Consider the following 19,058-nt stretch of genomic DNA (forward strand, 5'->3'; position numbering starts at 1 on the left):
CTTCTGGCGATTTTGCAATTTTGGTGCACTGCGCTACATTTTCGCGTGAACCAAAGCATGCTATGAGCGACCAATACTTATCGCGACCGCAACCGATGGTGTTTTGCAATGTCTTTTCCCGCTTCGCGCTTTTATTTTCGGCGTTTCCGCAGTGCGGCCCTGGCTACAGCCGTTCTGATGGTCCCGGCATTCGCGCACGACGATTCCGCCCCGTTTGCCAATTATGCAGGCAACTGGTCCGGGAACGGCACGATCACCATCGCGGAGGGCGGAACGGAGCGCATCCGCTGCCGGGGCACCTACACCGTGGACGGTAGCGGTAACAACCTGCATCAGGTCCTGCGCTGCGCCAGCGACAGCTACAAATTCGAGCTGACCAGCAACATCGCGGCCAGGGGTGGCAACATCACCGGTTCGTGGAGCGAAGCCAGCCGCGGTGTCAACGGCACCGTCGAAGGCAGCATCGCAAACGGGCAAGTCAGTGCGCTGGTCCAGACCAACGGTTACGCAGCGAGTTTCAACGTCGCGACCCGCGGCAACAAGCAATCGGTCAATATCAGCTCCAAGGGCGAGCTTCGCGGCGTCACGATCAGCCTGGCGCGCAGCAACTAAACTCTGCAATCCATCATCAAAAAGCCCGCCGATAAGAAATCGGCGGGCTTCTTTCTGTTTAGGATGACGTCTGCCTATTTGCTGCGCAGCGCCGCCTTGAGGCGATGCGACGTGCTCATGAGCCACATCGCCGTCGGACGCAGGATGAAGAGGTCGGCGATCAGCGCCGCGATCATGGAGAAGGCGCTGAGCCAGCCGAACAGGCGCAGCGACGGCAGGTCCGAGAACACCGTGACCACGAGGCCGCACGCCAGCACCACCGTGGTCAGGATCAGGGCCGGCCCGACCAGCACGGTGGCACGCTCGACCGCCTGCGCCTCGTCCACGCCGGGCTTTTCCTCCAGCCGCAGCCGGTTGAGGAAGTGGATGGTGGCGCTCAATCCCAATCCGAACGATACGGTGAGCGCGACCACGCTGGCGAATTGCAACCCCTCCCCCAGTAGCCACAATACGGTGCCCGACAGCACCACCGGGAAGATGCCCGGCAGGATGCTCGCGAACATCACCACCACCGAGCGGAATGCCAGTCCGATAAACACCGCCACCAGCAGAAATTCGATGGTGAGGCCGTGGTTGAGCTTGCCGATCATGCTGGCGCTGTTGCGCGCCGCGATCGCGGACAGACCGGTCACGGCGATGTTGTAACCGGGATGCGCGCTTCGGACCGCGCCCATCGCGGCGTCGAGTTTCTCCACCGTCGGCAGAATCTGACTCGAATCGAGGTCGGGCACACGCCCCGAGACCACCACCGCGTCCTGGTTCTCGGAAATGAAGCGCCGCGACAGATATTTCGGCAGCACATCGACATATTCTTTCAGGATCGCCACGTCGGAGCGCCCGGCCTTTTCGGCCAGCCAGCGCCGCAGCGTCTCGATCGACCAGACGTTGCCGACCCCCGCCTGTTTCTCAATGATCGAGTGAACGGCAGCGATGGTGTCCAGCGTATCGGTATCGTACAGCGACTTGCCCTTGGGGAACTCGATCAGCACATCGATCGGATTGGCGCCGGTCAGCTTGGCGTCGAGGCGGCTGGAAGCTTCGACGGCCTGCTGCTTGTCCGGCACCTGGTCAGCCAGCCGGTAACGCGGCTCAAGGCTCGCATAGATAATGCCGAGACCGAACACCACGAGCAGCGCAATCAGGCTGAAAAGACCGGGACGGCCGACCATTCGCTTGGCGATAAACGCGCAGAACGCGCGCAAAGCTTCGACGCCACGGTCCGCACCCTTCACCTTGGTGGCAAGCAGGTTCTCCTTGCGCACCAGCAGCACGCCGAACACCGGCACCAGCGACAGCACGGCGATCAGCGCGATGACCGTCGCCATCAATCCGGCTTCGCCGAAGGTGCGGATCAGGTCCGAATCGGAAAACTGCAGGGCGAGAAACGACAGCGCAGCGGTGCCGTGGGTCAGCACGCAAGCCGGCCCCACCACCAGCACGGCATTGCGGAAGGCGGTATATTTGTCCTCGCCCGCGATCAGCCGGTCGCGCGCCGCAAAGGTCAACTGCATCGAGTCGGCAAAACTGATAACCATGATGAGCGGCGTCATCACGTTCAGGAACATGTTGAGGCTGAACCCGAGCCAGCCCAGCGTGCCGATCGACAGCAGGATCGCCAAAAGCGGCGGAAAGGCCGCGACAATCATGAACGAGATGCGACGGAAGAAGATGATCGCAATGATGCAGCCGGCGAGAATGCCGGCGATGTTGTAGGTCAGGCCGTCGCGCTCGACCGCGTTGCGGATTTCGAGCTGCATCACCGGTACGCCGGACAGCTGGCTGTTGAGGCTGGTGCCCTCAAGATCCTCGTTCATGATCTTGCGGACTTCGCCGATGGTCGTCTTGAGCCCCTTGTTGCCGACAATCGCGGGATCGAGTGCGAGCACGATCAGCGCCAGCGTGCCGTCCTCCGACAGCAGCTTGCCCTTGATGACCTCGTTGTCCCGGACGCGCTTGATGAATTCGTCGTAGGCCGCACCTTCCGGCAGCGTTTCCGGGAACAGCGCAGCGGGCAACTTGCCGCCCTCGGGCGGCTGGCGTGCGGAGAACAGCGAGATGATGCCGCGGGTGCCGTCCACGAGTTGGAGGTCCGTGACGAGATCGCGTATTTTCTCGAGCGAGGAACGCTCCAGCAGCGACTTGCCCTCCACCACCACCAGCACGTCATACTCGCTGGAGGGGAAACGCTTGGTCACCTCTTCATATTGTTTGTATTCGGGCGTATCGGAGCGAAATAGCTGGCTGAGCGAATCGTCGATCTTGATGCGCTGAATGCCGAACACCGCGACGACACAGAGCGCGAGCAGGACAGTGGCCGCCAGCTTCGGCGCGCGCAGCGCGATCAGACCGATCCGTTCGAGCCCGAATGCGATGCTGAAGTGATGCTTTCCGGAATCGCCTTGAACAGGCTCTTTTGAAATCTGATGCAACGGGACAGTTCCGATTCGAGGTAAGCCGACGTTTTATCTAGCAGATTCCCCAGTGTGGTGGTTCGCAAGTCCGCATTATTTCTACGGCGCGTTCTCTTGCGGACTTGCGAACCTAAACCACACTAGAATCGTATTTTTCCAGTGCCCTTCCGAATTCGAAGTTCGCCCGGAACGTGCTGCGGGATCAAGCGAACTTCGGATTCGGGGCACTGGGCAACGCGAGGCATGCTACCAAATAAAGCAGGTTTAAGTGGCTTTCGCGACACATCCCGCGACGGTTCGGCAGCCATCTGACTGGACGCAACACCGCCGATGGGGCCAAATTTGCTCCAAAATGCGGCAAACAGGCAGCCCTGCCATTAGCCCTACGGAGGCAGAATACCTGCTCTTTTCGCCCCGCCCGGTACTGATATAACCCCGGGCCATGTCGTACAAAGTCGCCGCCTTTTATCAGTTTGTCGCACTCCCCGATTTCGAGGCCCTGCGTGAGCCGCTGCGCAACATGTGCGTGGCGCTGGACGTGCGGGGCATCATCCTGCTCGCAGCCGAAGGCATCAACGGGACCGTGGCCGGCCGCGAAGTCTCAATCGATGCCCTGATGAACCAGTTGCAGAACGGCGCGCTGTTCAATGGCCGCCTCGACAATCTGGAACTGAAGTTCTCGGGCGCAAGCGAGATGCCGTTCAACCGGATGAAGGTCCGGCTGAAAAAGGAGATCGTGCGGCTGGGCGATCCGGAGACCGACCCCAACGCCAAGGTCGGTATTTACGTCGATGCCGCCGACTGGAACGCACTCATCAAGCAGGATGATGTGCTGCTGCTGGACACCCGCAATGGCTTCGAGGTCGAGATGGGCACATTCGAAGGCGCTGTCGATCCGAAAATCACACGCTTCGGTGAATTCCCGGATTTCGCCGGCCGGGCGCTCGACCCGAACAAGCACAAGAAAATTGCGATGTTCTGCACCGGCGGCATCCGCTGCGAAAAGGCCAGTTCCTATTTGCTGTCGCAGGGGTTCGAGGAGGTCTACCATCTCAAGGGGGGCATCCTGAAATATCTGGAAGACATCCCGGAGACGCAAAGCCTGTGGCGCGGCGAATGCTTCGTGTTCGACCAGCGCATCGCGCTCGGTCACGGGCTCAGCGAACGTCAAACATCACGCGGAGACGGTGCGGATCACACCGACGCGACCGAAATCGAGATGAGCGAGCAGGCCGATGACTGAGACCCCCTCGCCCGCCGCGCGGATCGACGCACTGGAAATCCGGATCGCGTATCTGGACGAGACCATCGAGGCCCTGAACAACACCATCACCGCGCAGTGGAAGCAGATCGATGCCCTGAGCCGCGAGATGCTCAGTCTGCGCGAACGGCTTGAAGACGCCGAGATGAAATCGGGCGCGGGCCCCGCCAACGAACCGCCGCCTCATTACTAGGGTGTGGACTCATAGCACGTAGCCAAATTCGGATTGATGCGACCGGACGTTATCTACATCGCCCGGCGCGTTTATTTGACTCATCGAGCGGTCGTCACATTCACTGACAAACCAGTACGGGGATCTTCGCTTGTGCCAGCACCTTATTTGTCACACTGCCGATTAGAAGCATGGAAAGTCCGCTGCGACCATGCGATGACATAACAATAAGGTCGCAGCCTTTGTCCTCGGCTGCTGCGATGATGGCTTGATGGGGTTGCCCGTTCTCGACTTGAATCGTCTCGCAGGAAACACCCGCCTCCTGGGCCCCATTTGCCGCGTGTTCCAGCGCGCTAGCGGCCTGTTCCTTGCGCAGCTCAGCATAATTTTTGACTGCTTCCCGGAACCGCCCTGTCATTTCTGAAAACGGTTCCACAACGAAGATTACTGATACCTTGGCTCCAAGGGATTTAGCCAGCGCCAACCCATGCGCCACCCCATGCTCCGCTAGCTTCGAACCATCTGTCGGAATGAGAATATGCCGGTACATGCTTCGCCTCCCGCTCAATTAAAAACATGGCACAAACTGCACATGTCGCGCGCCGCCCTCGGGTGTACGGTTACCATGTAAGTACAGCTCGGGTGCGTGCCATGGCAGACGACCTTGCCTATCGCTTATGCGTCATTGTCGGTGGTTTTATCCCCATAGTGCTAGCTGCAATCGCGATCTTCGCTTGATAAACGATCCGATACTGAGCGCGCGTGAAAAGCGCCTATTGCGGCGTCTCGCCCGCGGCCACTCTAACCATGCCATTGCCCATGACATCGGCGGACGAGACGACCAGATTGGCGAGCAGCGGAAGCGGCTGTTGCAGAAACTTCAAGTCAGTTCGCAGTCCGAGATCGCAGAAGCCGCCTCGCGGTGGGCGTTCTGGCCATCTTACAATTTGACGACGGCTGCTGACGAGTTGGCTCCTCGGCCGAAGCGTAGACAGGACGACAGCGACAAACCGCCGCCCTGAAACGACCGATTGCGCGGGCCGCCGTCGATCTATCAGGTCTGCCTCTTCACGATTTCAAATCCCTTTGCCTGCAACTCCAGCAGGATGCCCTGCGCCAGGTGCGTGCACTCTTCCGGATTAATCCAATGCGGACTTCTCCAATCCGGGTCATCTTCCTTTGGGTAACTGATGAATGCGGAGCGAATGGCTGCTTCGATTACGTCCATGGGATTGTCTGACATCTGCATCCCTCACGCGGCGAAATAGATCAAATCCAGGGAATTGACCTGTCAAGAAGAACGTCACCACCATCAATGGTTTGATCTAGGTCAACATCGTGCCCTCGGGCTCAGGCACGTGAACAGCTTTCTAGAAGGGAGTCAGAGATGAACTGGCTCAGTCCGTTGCTCGGCATTGCAATCGCGTTGTCTGGTCAAGATGCATTCGCCAAGAACCGTTTGACCGACCCCGTTAAGATTGCACGCGAATGCAAAAGCGACGTGGAGCGCTTGTGCAGAGGGCTTCGGCCCAGTGGCCAGCGCATCGTACGTTGCCTCAAAGAGCGGGTAGCCGAATTGTCGCCCGCGTGCTCGGCCGCGCTTAAGTCAACGGAATAACGGAGGCGAAGCCGATCCGCGCCCAACACGGGAGGGAGGCCCCCTCACTGCCGTCGCATCACAAGTGGAGCATACCGATGTGGATACTGATGTACGTCTTCTCCTACTCAGTTAGCCCGGCAGCTACAAACGACAGGGCGGAATGGAGGCTCCGTCCGACCGTGGTATTTCAAGAGTTCTCGAACGAAGAGCGATGCAGGGCCGCCAAGTCGGCGCTTGAAGGAAGTTTAAGGGACGCCGGAGCCAAGCTGAGAAGTGGCATAGAAGACTTGAAGACCATCGGCAAAGCTGACCCGGCGCAGATTATCATTGCCTACAATGTGGAATGCCTTCCAAAGTAAACGCTGCCCATATCGACCTATCGTCGGAAACGCTGGATGATCTGGCAAAACCAGTCTTCGACAACCGCGGTTTTCATATCCGGTCTTGGCACTTTTCGGACAAGGCGCGATGCACGACTTGAGTCTGTTATACGCACCCAAGCGAACGTCCGCCGGCCACTCCAAATTTATGGGTTCACGCCCTAATCGTCTCGATATGCCGTTGGCCCCTCGCCGCAGGCTGAAGACAGCCTAAAACGCCATTATTCCCTGCCCAACCGGTCGCCGCAAAAAAATTGGTAATTCCGACGCGAGCATGTATCGTCCCTCAAGGAAATGGGGAGGACATCAATGCGTAAGATTGCAATTCTCGCAGGCGTCGCGGCCGCACTGGCCGCAGCACCGGCGACAGCCGACGATCTCAAGATCGCGCTGATCTACGGCAAGACCGGGCCGCTGGAAGCCTATGCCAAGCAGACGGAAAACGGTCTGCGCATGGGCCTGGAATACGCCACCAAGAACACCATGACGGTCGATGGCCGCAAGATCGTGCTCATCACCAAGGACGATCAGGGCAAGCCGGACCTCGCCAAGGCCGCACTCGCCGAAGCCTATCAGGACGACAAGGTCGATCTCGCCATCGGCACCACGGCGTCAGGCGCGGCGCTGGCCATGCTGCCGGTCGCCGAAGAAAACAAGAAGGTGCTGATCGTCGAGCCGGCCGTGGCGGATGCCATCACCGGCGAAAAGTGGAATCGCTACATCTTCCGCACCGGCCGCAACTCGTCGCAGGATGCGATCTCCAACGCCGTCGCCATCGGCAAGCAGGGCGTGACCATCGCGACCCTCGGCCAGGACAATGCGTTCGGCCGCGACGGCGTCGCCGCGTTCAAGGAAGCCCTCTCCAAGACCGGTGCAACGCTGGCTGCGGAAGAATACGTTCCACCCGCGACCACCGACTTCACCGCCGCAGGCCAGCGCCTGTTCGACGCACTGAAGGACAAGCCGGGCCGCAAGATCATCTGGGTGATCTGGGCCGGCGGCGGCGATCCGCTGACCAAGATCCAGGACATGGACCCGAAGCGTTACAGCATCGAGTTGTCGAGCGGCGGCAACATTCTCCCGGCGCTGGCGGCTTACAAGCGTTTGCCCGGCCTGGAAGGTGCGACTTACTACTACTACGCCATTCCGAAAAACCCGATCAACGAGTGGCTCGTCACCGAGCACCAGAAGCGCTTCAACGCGCCGCCGGACTTCTTCACGGCGGGCGGGTTTGCTGCGGCGATGGCGGCGGTCACCGCCGTGCAGAAGGCCAAGTCGACCGACACCGAAAAACTGATCGCGGCGATGGAAGGCATGGAGTTCGATACGCCGAAGGGCAAGATGATGTTCCGCAAGGAGGATCATCAGGCGCTGCAAAGCATGTATCACTTCCGCGTCAAGGTCGATCCGAACCTCGCCTGGGCCGACAACGAGCTGGTGCGCGAACTCAAGATCGAGGACATGCAGATCCCGATCAAGAACAAGCGGTAAGAACAACTGAACTCTTCACCTCTCCCCGCCTGCGGGGAGAGGTCGGAGACTGAGCGCAGCGAAGGCTCCGGGTGAGGGGCCGGGACTTGCGATAAGAGAAGCCCCTCACCCGCTCGCCTGAAGGCTCGCGACCTATCCCCGTAAACGGGGAGAGGTGAAAAGAAGCCGCTCGCATCAAATCTTTGGCAGCGAATTCCATGCCCCTCACCCTCGAGACCCGCGACCTGACCATCCGTTTCGGCGGCCATGTCGCCGTCAACAAGGTGAGTTGCACCTTTCGCCCCGGCGAACTGACGGCCATTGTCGGCCCCAACGGCGCCGGCAAGACCACCTATTTCAACCTGATCTCCGGACAACTCCGTCCGAGCGCCGGTGACGTCCTGCTCGCGGGCGAGAACATCACCGGCCTCACCGCACCATTGCGCACGCGCAAGGGCCTCGGCCGCGCCTTTCAGTTGACCAACCTGTTCCCCAATCTCAGCGTCGAGGAAAACGTTCGCCTCGCCGTGCAGGCCGCAAGCGGCGTGCATTACGAGATGCTCCGCCCATGGATGAAGCGCCGCGACCTGATCGAACGCGCCGACGCTATTCTCGATTCAATCGCGCTCGGCAACCGCCGCGCGGTCGCTGCCGCAGCCCTGTCCCACGGCGATCAGCGCAAGCTCGAAGTCGCGTTGATGATGGCGCTGGAGCCGAAGGTCTTCATGTTCGATGAGCCCACAGCAGGCATGAGCGTCGACGAAGTGCCGGTGGTGCTCGATCTCATCGCGCGCCTCAAGCAGGACACCAGCAAGATCATCCTGCTGGTTGAACACAAGATGGACGTGGTGCGCTCGCTCGCCGACCGCATCATCGTTCTGCACAACGGGCAACTGGTGGCGGACGGCAAGCCCGCCGAGGTGATCGCCTCGCCGATCGTGCAGGAAGCCTATCTCGGCATCGCGCCCGGAAAGACCGCCGCATGATGAATGTCGAATTCCCGTTTCTTCGTCATTGCGAGCGAATCGAAGCAATCCAGAGCCGCGAGGAAGAGCTGGATTGCTTCGTCGCAAGAGTTCCTCGCAATGACGCCCCGCCGAAAGGGATTTCGGCATGAGCGACATGTTATCCCTCACCGGCGTTCATACCCATATCGCGCAGTATCACATCCTGCACGGTGTCGATTTTGTCGTGCCGGAAGGCCAGATCACCATGCTGCTTGGCCGCAACGGCGCGGGCAAGACCACGACCCTGCGCACCGTCATGGGCCTCTCGCCGCCCTCGTCCGGCACGATCACGCTCGAAGGCCAGCGCACCGAGAAGAAACTCACGCCGGACATCGCCAGCCTCGGCGTCGGCTACGTGCCGGAGTCCATGTCGGTGTTCTCCGATCTGACCGTGAAGGAAAACCTGATCCTCGCCGCACGCGCAGGTCCGCTGGACGATACGCGGCTGCAATGGATCTTCGGATTCTTTCCGGCGCTGAAACGCTTCTGGCTGTCGCGCGCGGGTTCGCTGTCCGGCGGACAAAAGCAGATGCTGTCGATCGCCCGCGCCATCGTCGAGCCGCGCAAGCTGCTCTTGATCGACGAACCGACCAAGGGCCTTGCCCCCGCCATCGTCGTCAATCTCATCGAATGTCTTGCTGAAGTGAAGACGCGCGGCGCGACCATCCTGCTGGTCGAGCAGAATTTCCGCGTGGCTCAGGAAGTCGGCGACAACGTGCTGGTGATGGACAACGGCAAGATCGTGCATCGCGGCGCGATGGCCGAACTCGCGAAAGACACATCATTGCAGGAAAAGCTGCTGGGTCTCAGCCTCGAGGCGCACCAATGACCGACTCGACAACCTCCTTGGCGGCCGCCGAACCGCTGCCGCAAGCCAGCCGCGATTTTATCCCGCTGCTGCTGCCGGTCGTACTTGCGCTGGCGATGATCCCGCTGATCGGCTCGCCGAGTACATGGGTCACTCTGACGGTCGCCAGCCTCGCCATGGGCATGATGATCTTCATCATGGCCTCGGGTCTGACGCTGGTGTTCGGCCTGATGGATGTCCTGAACTTCGGGCACGGCGCGTTTATTGCGGTCGGCGCGTATGTTGCGACATTGGTGCTGGTGCCGATGGCCGGATACATCCAGGCCGACTCGCTGTGGCTGAACCTCCTTGCATTGGCCCCCGCGGCCCTGCTGGCGATGGCGGTGTCCGGGGCGGTCGGTCTCGTATTCGAGCGCGTGCTGATCCTTCCGGTCTACGGCAGTCACCTCAAGCAAATCCTGATCACCATGGGCGGGCTGATCGTCGCCGAGCAGACGCTCTACGCGCTGTGGGGACCGCAGCGCATTCCGCTGCCGCTGCCGACATCGCTGCGCGGCTCCTTCATCTTCGGCGACATCGCCATCGCCAAATATCGCGTGCTGGCGATGGTCGTCGGTCTTGTGGTGTTTGGCCTCGTGCTGCTGGTGCTGAACCGCACCAAAATCGGCCTGCTGATCCGCGCCGGCGTCGAGAATCGCGAAATGGTCGAGGCGCTCGGCTATCGCATCAAGCGGCTGTTTCTTGGCGTGTTCATGGTCGGCTCCGCGCTCGCAGGGCTCGGCGGGATCATGTGGGGCCTCTACCGCGAGGAAGTACACGCCTCGATGGGCGGCGACCTGATGGTGCTGGTGTTCATCGTCATCATCATCGGCGGCCTCGGCTCCATCGGCGGCTGTTTCATCGGCGCCATTCTGGTCGCGATGATCGCCAACTACGGCGGCTTCCTGGTGCCGAAGCTGGCGCTGGTCTCGAACATCCTGCTGATGGTTGCGATCCTGATGTGGCGACCGCGCGGACTCTATCCGGTGACAAATCGATGATGATCCTTTCCGGCGATCCGCCGCGCAGCCGCATTCTCGGCCTCCTGCTCATCGTCATTGTGACGATGCTGGCGCTGGCGCCGTTCCTGTTTCCCGGCGCCAAGGCGATGAACGTCGCCACCAAGATCTGCATCTTCGCCGCACTGGTGGCGTCCTACGACCTGCTGCTCGGCTACACCGGCACGGTGTCGTTCGCGCACACGATGTTCTATGGCATCGGCAGCTACTCCATCGCCATCGCGCTGTATGCGATGGGGCCGACATGGGCCAGCGTCGCCACCGGCATTGTCATCGGCCTGCCGCTGGCGGCACTGCTGGCGCTGGGCATCGGATTGTTCTCGCTGCGGGTGCAGGCGATCTTCTTCGCGATGATCACGCTTGCGGTGGCATCGGCGTTCCTTGTGCTTGCCTCACAACTGTCATGGCTGACCGGCGGCGACGATGGCCGCAGCTTTCAGCTTCCCGAACTGCTGCGCCCCGGCACTGTTCTGATCTCGAAGAGCGTGTTCGGGTTCGAGTTCAACGGCCGCACGCTGACTTACTACATCGTGTTCTTTGGCTCTGCGGCGATGATCCTCACGCTGCTGCGCATCGTGAACTCGCCATTCGGGCGCGTGCTGCAGGCAGTCCGCGAAAACCGTTTCCGCGCCGAAGCGCTCGGCTATCGCACCGTGTTTCACCTGACGTGGGCCAATGTGCTGGCCGCTCTCGTCGCCGCCTGCGCGGGCATACTGAATTCATTGTGGCTGCGTTATGCCGGCCCGGAGACGTCGCTCTCCTTCATCATCATGGTCGATATTCTCCTGATGGTGGTGATCGGCGGCATGGGCACGATGTACGGCGCTGTGATCGGTGCTGCGATGTTCATTCTCGCGGAGAACTATCTGCAAACACTGATGGGCATGGCTTCGAAGGCCACCGCAGGCGCGGGCATCCCCGTGCTGCCGGATCTGCTGCATCCCGACCGCTGGCTGCTGTGGCTTGGGCTGCTGTTCATCGCCAGCGTGTATTTCTTCCCCACCGGCGTGGTCGGCAAACTGCGCGGGAAGAAGGCGTAAGGGGCGAGATGTATCCGCGTCGTCCCGGCGAGAGTCAGGCTTGATTGCACCGCAATTCTCGTTGGCCGGATTTATTCGGCATTGCCTTGGCTCTTCGATGGCAAAGCAAGACATAGCATGCGTCCCGCATTTGCGCGCAATTTCGTAAAGCCGCGTTAACTCATCCTGAAAAATACGAACCCGTTGAGGTTCCACTGCACCTCGTCGTTAACATGGCTGTCGTATCTTGTAGCCTCCCAAGACAATTCAGGACAGCACGGCAACAGTCCGATGAGCATTGAAAAGTTCTTGAAGCAACGCGCGGTGAAGCTATCCGTGTCCGGTAGCTACACCCTGCCGAACTGGTACGACGCATCCGGCCAGCCTCGCGCATTTGCCTGCCGCACGCGCCGGGTGTCGCCGTTCCGCGCACTGGTTGATGCGCCGATCCCGGGGCGTATCGGCGACAAGCTCTCGTCCTTCTTCAGCGAGTTCGGCAAGTTCGAGGGCCGCGTCTCCGACATCGTGCCCGGCGGCTTTCTGATGGAGCTGGATACGACAGCCGCCACGCGCCAATCGCTGGCGCAGCGGCTCACGTGGCTCGAACAAAGAGAAAGGGACCCATCGATCCGGGATCGCAGGGATCACGCACGGTTTTTTCCGGAGGTTCCGCACTCGACGCTGCTCTTCGCCGACGGCAGCATATGTTCTTGCTTCATCATCGACATTTCGGTGTCCGGCGTCGCCGTCTCCAGCACCGTTCAACCCGAATTGGGCACACCGCTGTCCGTGGGTACATGCGTCGGACGTGTCACTCGGATTTTCCCCGATGGCTTCGCAATCAGGTTTGTCCAGCAGCAACGGCGAATCGAGATCGAAAGGCTCGTCACGCATGCACCAAAGGCATTACCGACACGTGTCGCACTGAGCGCGCCGAGACTTCAGCGGCTGCAAACCACAGGCTGAGAGATTTGCGCGCCGCTGCGCGCGTGAAACATCTTCGCCAGATCCCGCGTCCGTCTTTGCGAGCGGTGCGAAGCAATCCAGATCTACGGTCAAGAAACTGGATTGCTTCTTCGCTTACGCTCCTCGCAATGGCTAGCATTTAGCCCTAATTGCTCTTGCGCGGATCATCGGCCGGATTGACGTAGGTGATGTCTTGCGGGCCCATCCCGTGCAACTGGATGATGCTGTCCTCGGTAAACCAGGCGTAATGCTGCATACCCTTCGGGGCGAGCGCAAAACCTCCCGCCTTCAGAGCGCTTCCATTTTTATCATCGAACTTGCCACCCATTCCGATGTTGAACGTCCCGGAGATGACGGTGATATTTTCGTCGTTCGGGTGTGTATGCGGCGGCACCTTGTATCCGGCAGGCACCTTCACCCGAACAACATAAAGTCCTTCCTTCGACGGATCACCGCTCAGCACGGCTATCTGTGCACCTTTCGGGAAAGCCGGTGGTGCCGCCCCCCATTTCAGTTGATCAGGGGATACAACCGCATGGTTGTCGGCAGCCGTAGCGGGGAACGGAAGCAGAATGATCAGCGACAGTGCAGCGATCAGAGAGACGCGCTTCATGGCATTCCTCCTGATGTGTGCCGCGCATCAAAATGCGCAGGCGCCCTCCAGCCCACGCGCACATAATCGGTGCCCGGCATGAATGCCAGCACCCGATAGCATTATGCGAAACTAAAAGTATGTCCTTCGGGACACCGCCCGGAGGCGGTTCCCGGGGCGGGCCTATCCAGCGAGATCACGCGATGTGCCACAAGCAGACCTCAGGTTGGCAGAGGACGACGTCAATTCCCCGGCTCCGCCTCAGGGAATTTCCATGTGCCGTTCAAAATTTCGGCGCGCGGACGATAGAGCCGCACCATGTAGTTCCAACCCGGCATGGTCGGCAGGCAATTGGGAATCTTGCCGTCGCAGCCGCCGAACTGAACAATGACGGCGCCGTCGATCTCTTTTTTCGCGGTGATGTTGTTGAGCGCGTAAGCGTTGAACGCGTTCTTCTGGAAGTGTCCCTCTGCGTTGTAGACGCTGATCGACCAGAAGGCGTCAACCGGCACGTCCTTGACAGTGAGACGATGCACCGTCGTGCCGTCGTTCCTGTTCAGGGTGACATTGAGATAGAGGGCATCTTTCTCGGGATTGCCGCCGAAGGCGAACGCTGTTCCAATCAGGTGTCGAACAGGATCGACCTGATCCCGAGCTCCGAACGTGCGTTTTGTGTCGGGGAGGGTTTCAGCCAGCGCCAGAAGTGCGTCGCGCACCTTCTTCTGGCTGGCCTGATCCCAGTTCGGCACTTCAAAACGCCCTGGGCCGCCTGGCTGCGCGACCGTGATGGCATCCTGCAAGGCGTGAACCTGCTTGATGTCTTCCGGGTCACCCGGATTGACCAGAATGCGCACTCCTAACGAGACATAGCGGGTGCCGATCTTCTCCCTGTTGAACGTGTAGGTGCCGACGCCATAGACAACTTCTGGAGTGTAATGGTCCTCATTGATCACCTGCATTGACATGAAACGCTGACCCGCATTGGGCAACGTGACCGTCACCGGTCCCGCATCGAGATCAAAGACCGATAGCGAATACAAAGTGTCGCGGTTGGGGCGCACGATGGGAAAGTCGATCGAGATAGGCTCGCGGTGGTGCAAGAACCTGCCGACCTGACTGCCGCCCCCGCCGGCAAAATTCATATCGGTCTCGGCACGGTTGAAGTTATCGACGGTGACAGGGATGGCATTTCCCAGCGGCTGTGCCTGCGCGACCGCAACAGACACCGTCAGCGCCAAACCCGAGAAGATTAGTGAGCGGAGACGGCTCATGGCTTCCCTCTCACTGCGCCGTTACTTTTTCGATGTCCGGCAGCTTCCACGTCTTGTCGAACAGCGACTTTTCGGGGCCGTAGAAGCGGAAGAGAACTTCAAACTGTCCGCTCGGGTTCGTCGGCACCCAGTTCGAGTCCTTGCCTGCCGGAGCCTTGGGTCCGAAATAGATGTCCACGGAGCCGTCGGGGTTCTTTTGCAGACCCTGGCTTTGTGAGCCGCGCCCGGACCGGGACATGTCGCGGATGAGACTGTGGCTGGCGCGATTGTAGACCGTCGCCGACCAGTACTGGTTCACCGGTGCGTTCGCGGGCACGGAGAGGCGGTAGCTCATGCTGCCGTCGAAATTCTGCCCCTCCTTGTCCTTGACCGTCATCAGATAGAACTGTCCTTCCCCAAGATGCTTGGGCGTGAAGAACGCGAAAGTAAAGACAAGGCCGCGGTTGTCGAAAGGATATGCATTCGGATCGGAGAAGCCGTCTTGCGACGCCTTGAGATAGTCGGGGAACGCCGGGACCGCCCATCGACTGATGTCAAAATAGGGCGCGAACAAGCCATTGTAGCGGCTTTCCAGGAGGGCGTGGGCTTCGCGCGCGGCTGACTTCAGGATGTCCTGTGTTTTCGCATTGGGATTAAACGGCTTGCCCTTCTCGATGCCGACCGACTTGAGGATGTCGATCATCAGCTTGTCGCGCGGGAGCCACGGCTCTATCTGCACCACGCGGTCGAGCGACTGGAAGAAACGCAAGTCATACGGAATGGTGGAGTCGTAAACGACGTCGATCGCGTCGACGAATGTCGTCATCGGCGGGTTGGCCGCCTGTGAGAGCGGATACAACTTGATCCGCTTGGCATAGGCGACCGCCTTGGCGACGTCGGCATCGCTGCCGCTCTTGAGAATCGAGCGCAGCAGCGCATAGCCCTGATAGTTCATTGAGGGCAGAGCGATGTAGCCATCCGGAACGGCGGCCGAATGGCTGGGAGGCAGGACAAGATATTTGCCGCCTTTTCCCTTGTCGACGCCGGCCGGCCCCACATCCTCCAGCGGCACTTGCCAGACATCCATGACAGTGCCGTTGATCACACCATCGTCGGCCGGCGGGATTTCCAACACCATTGGACCGGCGTCCTTCGTGTTGATGAACGGCATCAGGTAGATCACATCGGGATTCGGCGTGAGCGTCTGGTTCTTCCAGTCCGGCAGGCGCGACCAATAGACGATCTGGTTGGGCGTGCCCTTGGCGCTGCCAATCATCGCCTGAAGCATCAGATCTGTGTTGACCGCCGGCATGCCCCAGATGACGGTCTCGACCGCTCGCCGCTCAATGGTGCGGCCTGCGAGGTCCTCGGCAGAGAAATCTTGCGCGCGAGGCGATGCTATGGCGCAAATCAACGCGAGAGCCGCAATTACAGTTCTGCTCATGACCGCCTCCGCTGCTGAGGCGCGACCGCGCGGTATCGGTACCATGCACGCGGCCATCCGCCTGCGAGAATGCGAGGGGCCGATTGTATAGGATTTGGGACGACGATGCGATACGGACGATCTATTCCGCGCGGACACCGCAGGTCCGCTATGGGTCAATCGCGACCTGATCGAGCAGGGTATCCGGCCACGTCCGCTATGCGGACGAAAGCAGAAGTCAATTCAGAGCAATAGCGATTCCGCGAAACTAAAAGTATGTCCTTCGGGACACCGCCCGGAGGTGGTTCCCCGTCGGCGTGTATTTCTTCCCGACCCGCGTTGTCGGCAAGCTGCGCGGTGAGAAGGCTTAGCTGTAACGCCATCCCTCCTTCATCAAGACAGCTAGGACGCTGCTCACAAATCGAGCTTCCAATGCCGTGGAGTTGAGTCCACTCATTGGTCACACCCTAATCACGTCTTCCATGCGGGGCGCGTGATGATCGGGAACCAGAATTCGGGCGGAGTTGTCAGGCTCAACAATTCGCTCAAGGCTGCCTGTCGCCCTTCAACTTTTACAATGCCTTGACTGATAGCCTGCTCGGGTTTGCCGCCCATGAGCGTGGCGACAATCGCCGCGCTTGTCCCCCTGATCGTGAGATCAGGCGTTGCGGCCAACCTCGCCGAATAGTTCAGAACGCTGTTCCGCAGCACGAGCGCGAGTTTCTGCCCATCATCGACTTCAAGATTGATCGTGATGGTTTTCCCTGAGGTCTTTGCGGTGTCCAACTGGATGGCGAGGAAATCGCAAGCCATTTCCACCGGCAGGTGCTTCACCAGATCAGGCGATGAAGCGAGTTCGGGTGTATCTTTAGGTACGCCGACGCGCAGCTCTTGCGCTCCTACAAAGTAGATATTGCGCCACGTCGCTGCTTCCGACTGATATCCCAATTGTTCGAATGTATCTGCCTGTAACTGCCTGGCAGACTGGTTGTTGGGCTCCGCCAATATCAGGTGCCAGAGCAGTTGGGCCGTCCATCGATATTCGCCGGCATCGTATGCCTTTTTGGCTTTTTCCAGAATCGCGTTGGCACCGCCCATCATCTCGACATAACGCGGGGCAGCTTGAACCGGAGGCAGTGGATCGAGTTCGGCAGGATTGGCGCTGTAATAACCAAGATAGAAGTTGTACACCGCCCGCGCATCGTGACTCACTGTGCCGTAATAGCCGCGGGTTGCCCAATTGCTGTCGAGTTCGGGTGGGAGCTTCACCAGATCGCCGATCTCGGGCATCGTGTGGCCGGCATTGGCAAGATGCAGCGACCGGTCGTGGATGAACTTGAAGACATCTCGATAGGTTTCGATGTGTCGCCTGATTGCTGCGTTGCCCCACATCGGCCAATGATGAGGCGCATACAGCACCTCCGCTTGATCCCCCCACATCTCGAGCGTCTGATTGAGATATTTGACCCACTTGGCGATGTCCCGAGTCTTGGCGCCGCGCAGCGTGTAGAAATTATGCAGGGTATGAGTTGCGTTCTCCGCCGTGCACAAGGCCTTCAGGGCTGGAATGTAGAAATGCATCTCGCTTGGCGCTTCGCTGCCTGGCGCATTCAGGAATTCGAATTCCAGGCCATCGATGGTCATTTTCTGGCCGGTGTGAGTCACGATGTCCGTAGGTGGGATCAGCGTCGGCGGGGCATCTGCTCCCGGTATCCCAAGCCCCGTCCCGAGTGTCTGCCCCGCGCCGTACCCCGTCTTCAGTGGATTACCGGCCATGTACATGACGCGTCGAATCATCGCGTTGCCGGTGTAGATATTCTCACTGACAGCTTCTTCGGTGAATCCGGCCGGGGCGATGATCTTGGTCTTGCCCGCTGCAACGTCTTCGACATTCGTCACGGCGGCAACGCCGCCGAAGTGGTCGATATGGCTGTGCGTATAGATGACGGCCGTGACCGGCTTGCGCGGACGATGCGCGAAGTAGAGATCCATCGCAGCACGGGCGGCGAGCGTCGAGACGCAGGGGTCGACGACGATGATGCCCGTCTCCCCCTCAATGAACGTAATGTTCGTGATGTCGATATTACGAACCTGGTAGAGGCGGTCCACGATCTTGAACAGCCCGGAGAAGCTGTTGAGTTGCGCAACCCGCCACAGGCTCGGATTCATGGTGTCGGGCGCCGGCTCGTCGACTGGAACCTGCAAGGCCTGCAGGTCCAGGACGACTTTGCCTTGTGCATCCTTGATAGCATTGCCGGGAAGTCCGGCGATGAAGCCGCGCTGCGCATATTCAAAATCGGCGCGGTCGCGGAACGGGAGCGTTTCAAGGACGCGCTTGTTCGCCGCCTTTGTGAATTCGCTCGGAGGCTTTGCTGCTGCGGTCGTCTTCACGGCTTGAGCGTTGGTTTCCCCGGACGCCAGAACCGAAGCAGCAGCCAAGGCGGACCCGGCAAGTAATGCGCCTCGCCGAGTCACACCGCTATCATCTCCTTTGATCGTCGTGTCGGTCGCGCCTGAAGGTATGAAGCTGCCGATTGCATGTGCGTGCGAGATGGGCTTTGCGTTCTTCATGATTTCCTCCCGGCCTTTTGTCCTGGACTCTTCCTTGCAAAAGCGAAGCTCGGGCAAGAACGATCGCCGTCAGATTGGTCAGCGCGTCTTCCCTATTTGATCGTCTCCCTGCGAAGGTCCTTCGCTCAGCTTAGGTCGTCAATTCCAAATTGCTCGCCAATCCAAGCGAATATTGGGCTGTTGTGGCTGGCCAGCTATTCTTTCCGGCAACTCAAGGGTGACAGCGGGCCGGTGCAAAGCCGAGCGATTTAGGAAGAATGAGTGCTGGAACTGGTCCACAGATCGGCTTCTCTTTCCAATGCGCATTAGGGCTATCCACATCTGAAAGCCTCCAAGGACTCGCCGCCGCGGACCGACCGGAAGGCTGCACTGCGTGAGTTACCTTGGCGATCAAGCCCGCTGCGCCGGGGGCACCACCGAAAATGCCACACAAATCGTCCAGTCGGAAAGTTCGCAGA

18 protein-coding genes are annotated in these 19,058 nt (G+C 59.9%); 11 read left to right on the top strand and 7 right to left on the bottom strand.

Annotated elements, in window-relative coordinates:
- Positions 1 to 108: 108 nt before the first annotated feature.
- Positions 109 to 612: a hypothetical protein gene (locus tag BN32_RS09655; RefSeq protein ID WP_019197970.1), complete on the top strand. Its 504-nt coding sequence runs from the start codon at positions 109 to 111 to the stop codon at positions 610 to 612.
- Positions 613 to 686: 74 nt separating this feature from the next.
- On the opposite strand, the gene BN32_RS09660 is transcribed toward BN32_RS09655, so the two are convergent.
- A complete protein-coding gene (locus BN32_RS09660; RefSeq protein ID WP_019197971.1) occupies positions 687 to 3,041 on the bottom strand; it encodes an efflux RND transporter permease subunit in 2,355 nt (784 codons plus the stop codon).
- Between the two features lie 424 nt (positions 3,042 to 3,465).
- Between BN32_RS09660 and trhO the strand changes: the two genes are divergently transcribed.
- Together trhO and BN32_RS09670 are read left to right on the top strand one after the other, a co-directional pair.
- On the top strand, positions 3,466 to 4,266 hold the full coding sequence (gene trhO, locus BN32_RS09665; protein ID WP_019197972.1) for an oxygen-dependent tRNA uridine(34) hydroxylase TrhO: 801 nt from the start codon (positions 3,466 to 3,468) through the stop codon (positions 4,264 to 4,266).
- Positions 4,259 to 4,477: a SlyX family protein gene (locus BN32_RS09670; protein WP_019197973.1), complete on the top strand. Its 219-nt coding sequence runs from the start codon at positions 4,259 to 4,261 to the stop codon at positions 4,475 to 4,477. The genes trhO and BN32_RS09670 overlap by 8 nt, the downstream gene beginning before the upstream one ends.
- A 100-nt stretch (positions 4,478 to 4,577) precedes the next feature.
- Here BN32_RS09670 and BN32_RS09675 read toward each other — a convergent pair whose 3' ends face one another.
- Positions 4,578 to 5,006 (bottom strand): universal stress protein, encoded by a 429-nt coding sequence (locus BN32_RS09675; protein WP_019197974.1) that lies wholly within the window; start codon positions 5,004 to 5,006, stop codon positions 4,578 to 4,580.
- A 127-nt stretch (positions 5,007 to 5,133) separates the two neighbouring features.
- Between BN32_RS09675 and BN32_RS28210 the strand changes: the two genes are divergently transcribed.
- A complete protein-coding gene (locus BN32_RS28210; RefSeq protein WP_082773547.1) occupies positions 5,134 to 5,478 on the top strand; it encodes a LuxR C-terminal-related transcriptional regulator in 345 nt (114 codons plus the stop codon).
- 32 nt (positions 5,479 to 5,510) lie between these two features.
- On the opposite strand, the gene BN32_RS09680 is transcribed toward BN32_RS28210, so the two are convergent.
- Positions 5,511 to 5,699, bottom strand: coding sequence for a hypothetical protein (locus BN32_RS09680; RefSeq protein WP_244438122.1), 189 nt, complete (start codon positions 5,697 to 5,699; stop codon positions 5,511 to 5,513).
- A gap of 452 nt (positions 5,700 to 6,151) precedes the next feature.
- Here BN32_RS09680 and BN32_RS09685 point away from each other — a divergent pair, with 452 nt between their 5' ends.
- From BN32_RS09685 to BN32_RS09715, 7 genes are all read left to right on the top strand, one after another.
- Positions 6,152 to 6,415, top strand: coding sequence for a hypothetical protein (locus BN32_RS09685; protein ID WP_019197977.1), 264 nt, complete (start codon positions 6,152 to 6,154; stop codon positions 6,413 to 6,415).
- Between the two features lie 330 nt (positions 6,416 to 6,745).
- The gene (locus BN32_RS09690) at positions 6,746 to 7,927 is read left to right on the top strand and encodes a substrate-binding domain-containing protein (protein ID WP_019197978.1); all 1,182 of its coding nucleotides are present in this window, start codon (positions 6,746 to 6,748) and stop codon (positions 7,925 to 7,927) included.
- A 197-nt stretch (positions 7,928 to 8,124) separates the two neighbouring features.
- Positions 8,125 to 8,892, top strand: a complete 768-nt coding sequence (locus tag BN32_RS09695) for an ABC transporter ATP-binding protein (RefSeq protein WP_019197979.1) — start codon at positions 8,125 to 8,127, stop codon at positions 8,890 to 8,892.
- 127 nt (positions 8,893 to 9,019) lie between these two features.
- Positions 9,020 to 9,742, top strand: a complete 723-nt coding sequence (locus BN32_RS09700) for an ABC transporter ATP-binding protein (protein ID WP_019197981.1) — start codon at positions 9,020 to 9,022, stop codon at positions 9,740 to 9,742.
- The gene (locus tag BN32_RS09705; RefSeq protein WP_019197982.1) at positions 9,739 to 10,761 is read left to right on the top strand and encodes a branched-chain amino acid ABC transporter permease; all 1,023 of its coding nucleotides are present in this window, start codon (positions 9,739 to 9,741) and stop codon (positions 10,759 to 10,761) included. Before BN32_RS09700 ends, BN32_RS09705 begins: the two co-directional genes overlap by 4 nt.
- On the top strand, positions 10,758 to 11,819 hold the full coding sequence (locus BN32_RS09710) for a branched-chain amino acid ABC transporter permease (RefSeq protein ID WP_019197983.1): 1,062 nt from the start codon (positions 10,758 to 10,760) through the stop codon (positions 11,817 to 11,819). The genes BN32_RS09705 and BN32_RS09710 overlap by 4 nt, the downstream gene beginning before the upstream one ends.
- Positions 11,820 to 12,089: 270 nt before the next feature.
- Entirely contained in the window at positions 12,090 to 12,764 is a 675-nt protein-coding gene (locus BN32_RS09715; RefSeq protein WP_019197984.1) for a PilZ domain-containing protein, read from the top strand.
- 145 nt (positions 12,765 to 12,909) lie between these two features.
- Here BN32_RS09715 and BN32_RS09720 read toward each other — a convergent pair whose 3' ends face one another.
- The 4 genes from BN32_RS09720 to BN32_RS09735 form a co-directional block, all read right to left on the bottom strand.
- Complete coding sequence (locus BN32_RS09720) at positions 12,910 to 13,377, bottom strand: cupin domain-containing protein (protein ID WP_019197985.1); 468 nt, start codon at positions 13,375 to 13,377, stop codon at positions 12,910 to 12,912.
- Positions 13,378 to 13,598: 221 nt separating this feature from the next.
- On the bottom strand, positions 13,599 to 14,627 hold the full coding sequence (locus tag BN32_RS09725) for a DUF1254 domain-containing protein (protein WP_019197986.1): 1,029 nt from the start codon (positions 14,625 to 14,627) through the stop codon (positions 13,599 to 13,601).
- Between the two features lie 10 nt (positions 14,628 to 14,637).
- Entirely contained in the window at positions 14,638 to 16,050 is a 1,413-nt protein-coding gene (locus tag BN32_RS09730) for a DUF1254 domain-containing protein (RefSeq protein ID WP_040426211.1), read from the bottom strand.
- 450 nt (positions 16,051 to 16,500) lie between these two features.
- Positions 16,501 to 18,600 (bottom strand): alkyl/aryl-sulfatase, encoded by a 2,100-nt coding sequence (locus BN32_RS09735; RefSeq protein WP_019197988.1) that lies wholly within the window; start codon positions 18,598 to 18,600, stop codon positions 16,501 to 16,503.
- Positions 18,601 to 19,058 lie beyond the last annotated feature (458 nt).

This window comes from Afipia birgiae 34632 (assembly GCF_000308295.2).
GTDB classification, from domain to species: Bacteria; Pseudomonadota; Alphaproteobacteria; order Rhizobiales; family Xanthobacteraceae; genus Afipia; species Afipia birgiae.

Coding starts and splice junctions, on each gene's coding strand:
- BN32_RS09655 (WP_019197970.1), top strand. CDS start 109: ATGTCTTTTCCCGCTTCGCGCTTTTATTTTCGGCGTTTCCGCAGTGCG.
- trhO (WP_019197972.1), top strand. CDS start 3,466: ATGTCGTACAAAGTCGCCGCCTTTTATCAGTTTGTCGCACTCCCCGAT.
- BN32_RS09670 (WP_019197973.1), top strand. CDS start 4,259: ATGACTGAGACCCCCTCGCCCGCCGCGCGGATCGACGCACTGGAAATC.
- BN32_RS09675 (WP_019197974.1), bottom strand. CDS start 5,006: ATGTACCGGCATATTCTCATTCCGACAGATGGTTCGAAGCTAGCGGAG.
- BN32_RS28210 (WP_082773547.1), top strand. CDS start 5,134: ATGCGTCATTGTCGGTGGTTTTATCCCCATAGTGCTAGCTGCAATCGC.
- BN32_RS09680 (WP_244438122.1), bottom strand. CDS start 5,699: ATGTCAGACAATCCCATGGACGTAATCGAAGCAGCCATTCGCTCCGCA.
- BN32_RS09685 (WP_019197977.1), top strand. CDS start 6,152: ATGTGGATACTGATGTACGTCTTCTCCTACTCAGTTAGCCCGGCAGCT.
- BN32_RS09690 (WP_019197978.1), top strand. CDS start 6,746: ATGCGTAAGATTGCAATTCTCGCAGGCGTCGCGGCCGCACTGGCCGCA.
- BN32_RS09695 (WP_019197979.1), top strand. CDS start 8,125: ATGCCCCTCACCCTCGAGACCCGCGACCTGACCATCCGTTTCGGCGGC.
- BN32_RS09700 (WP_019197981.1), top strand. CDS start 9,020: ATGAGCGACATGTTATCCCTCACCGGCGTTCATACCCATATCGCGCAG.
- BN32_RS09705 (WP_019197982.1), top strand. CDS start 9,739: ATGACCGACTCGACAACCTCCTTGGCGGCCGCCGAACCGCTGCCGCAA.
- BN32_RS09710 (WP_019197983.1), top strand. CDS start 10,758: ATGATGATCCTTTCCGGCGATCCGCCGCGCAGCCGCATTCTCGGCCTC.
- BN32_RS09715 (WP_019197984.1), top strand. CDS start 12,090: ATGAGCATTGAAAAGTTCTTGAAGCAACGCGCGGTGAAGCTATCCGTG.
- BN32_RS09720 (WP_019197985.1), bottom strand. CDS start 13,377: ATGAAGCGCGTCTCTCTGATCGCTGCACTGTCGCTGATCATTCTGCTT.
- BN32_RS09725 (WP_019197986.1), bottom strand. CDS start 14,627: ATGAGCCGTCTCCGCTCACTAATCTTCTCGGGTTTGGCGCTGACGGTG.
- BN32_RS09730 (WP_040426211.1), bottom strand. CDS start 16,050: ATGAGCAGAACTGTAATTGCGGCTCTCGCGTTGATTTGCGCCATAGCA.
- BN32_RS09735 (WP_019197988.1), bottom strand. CDS start 18,600: ATGAAGAACGCAAAGCCCATCTCGCACGCACATGCAATCGGCAGCTTC.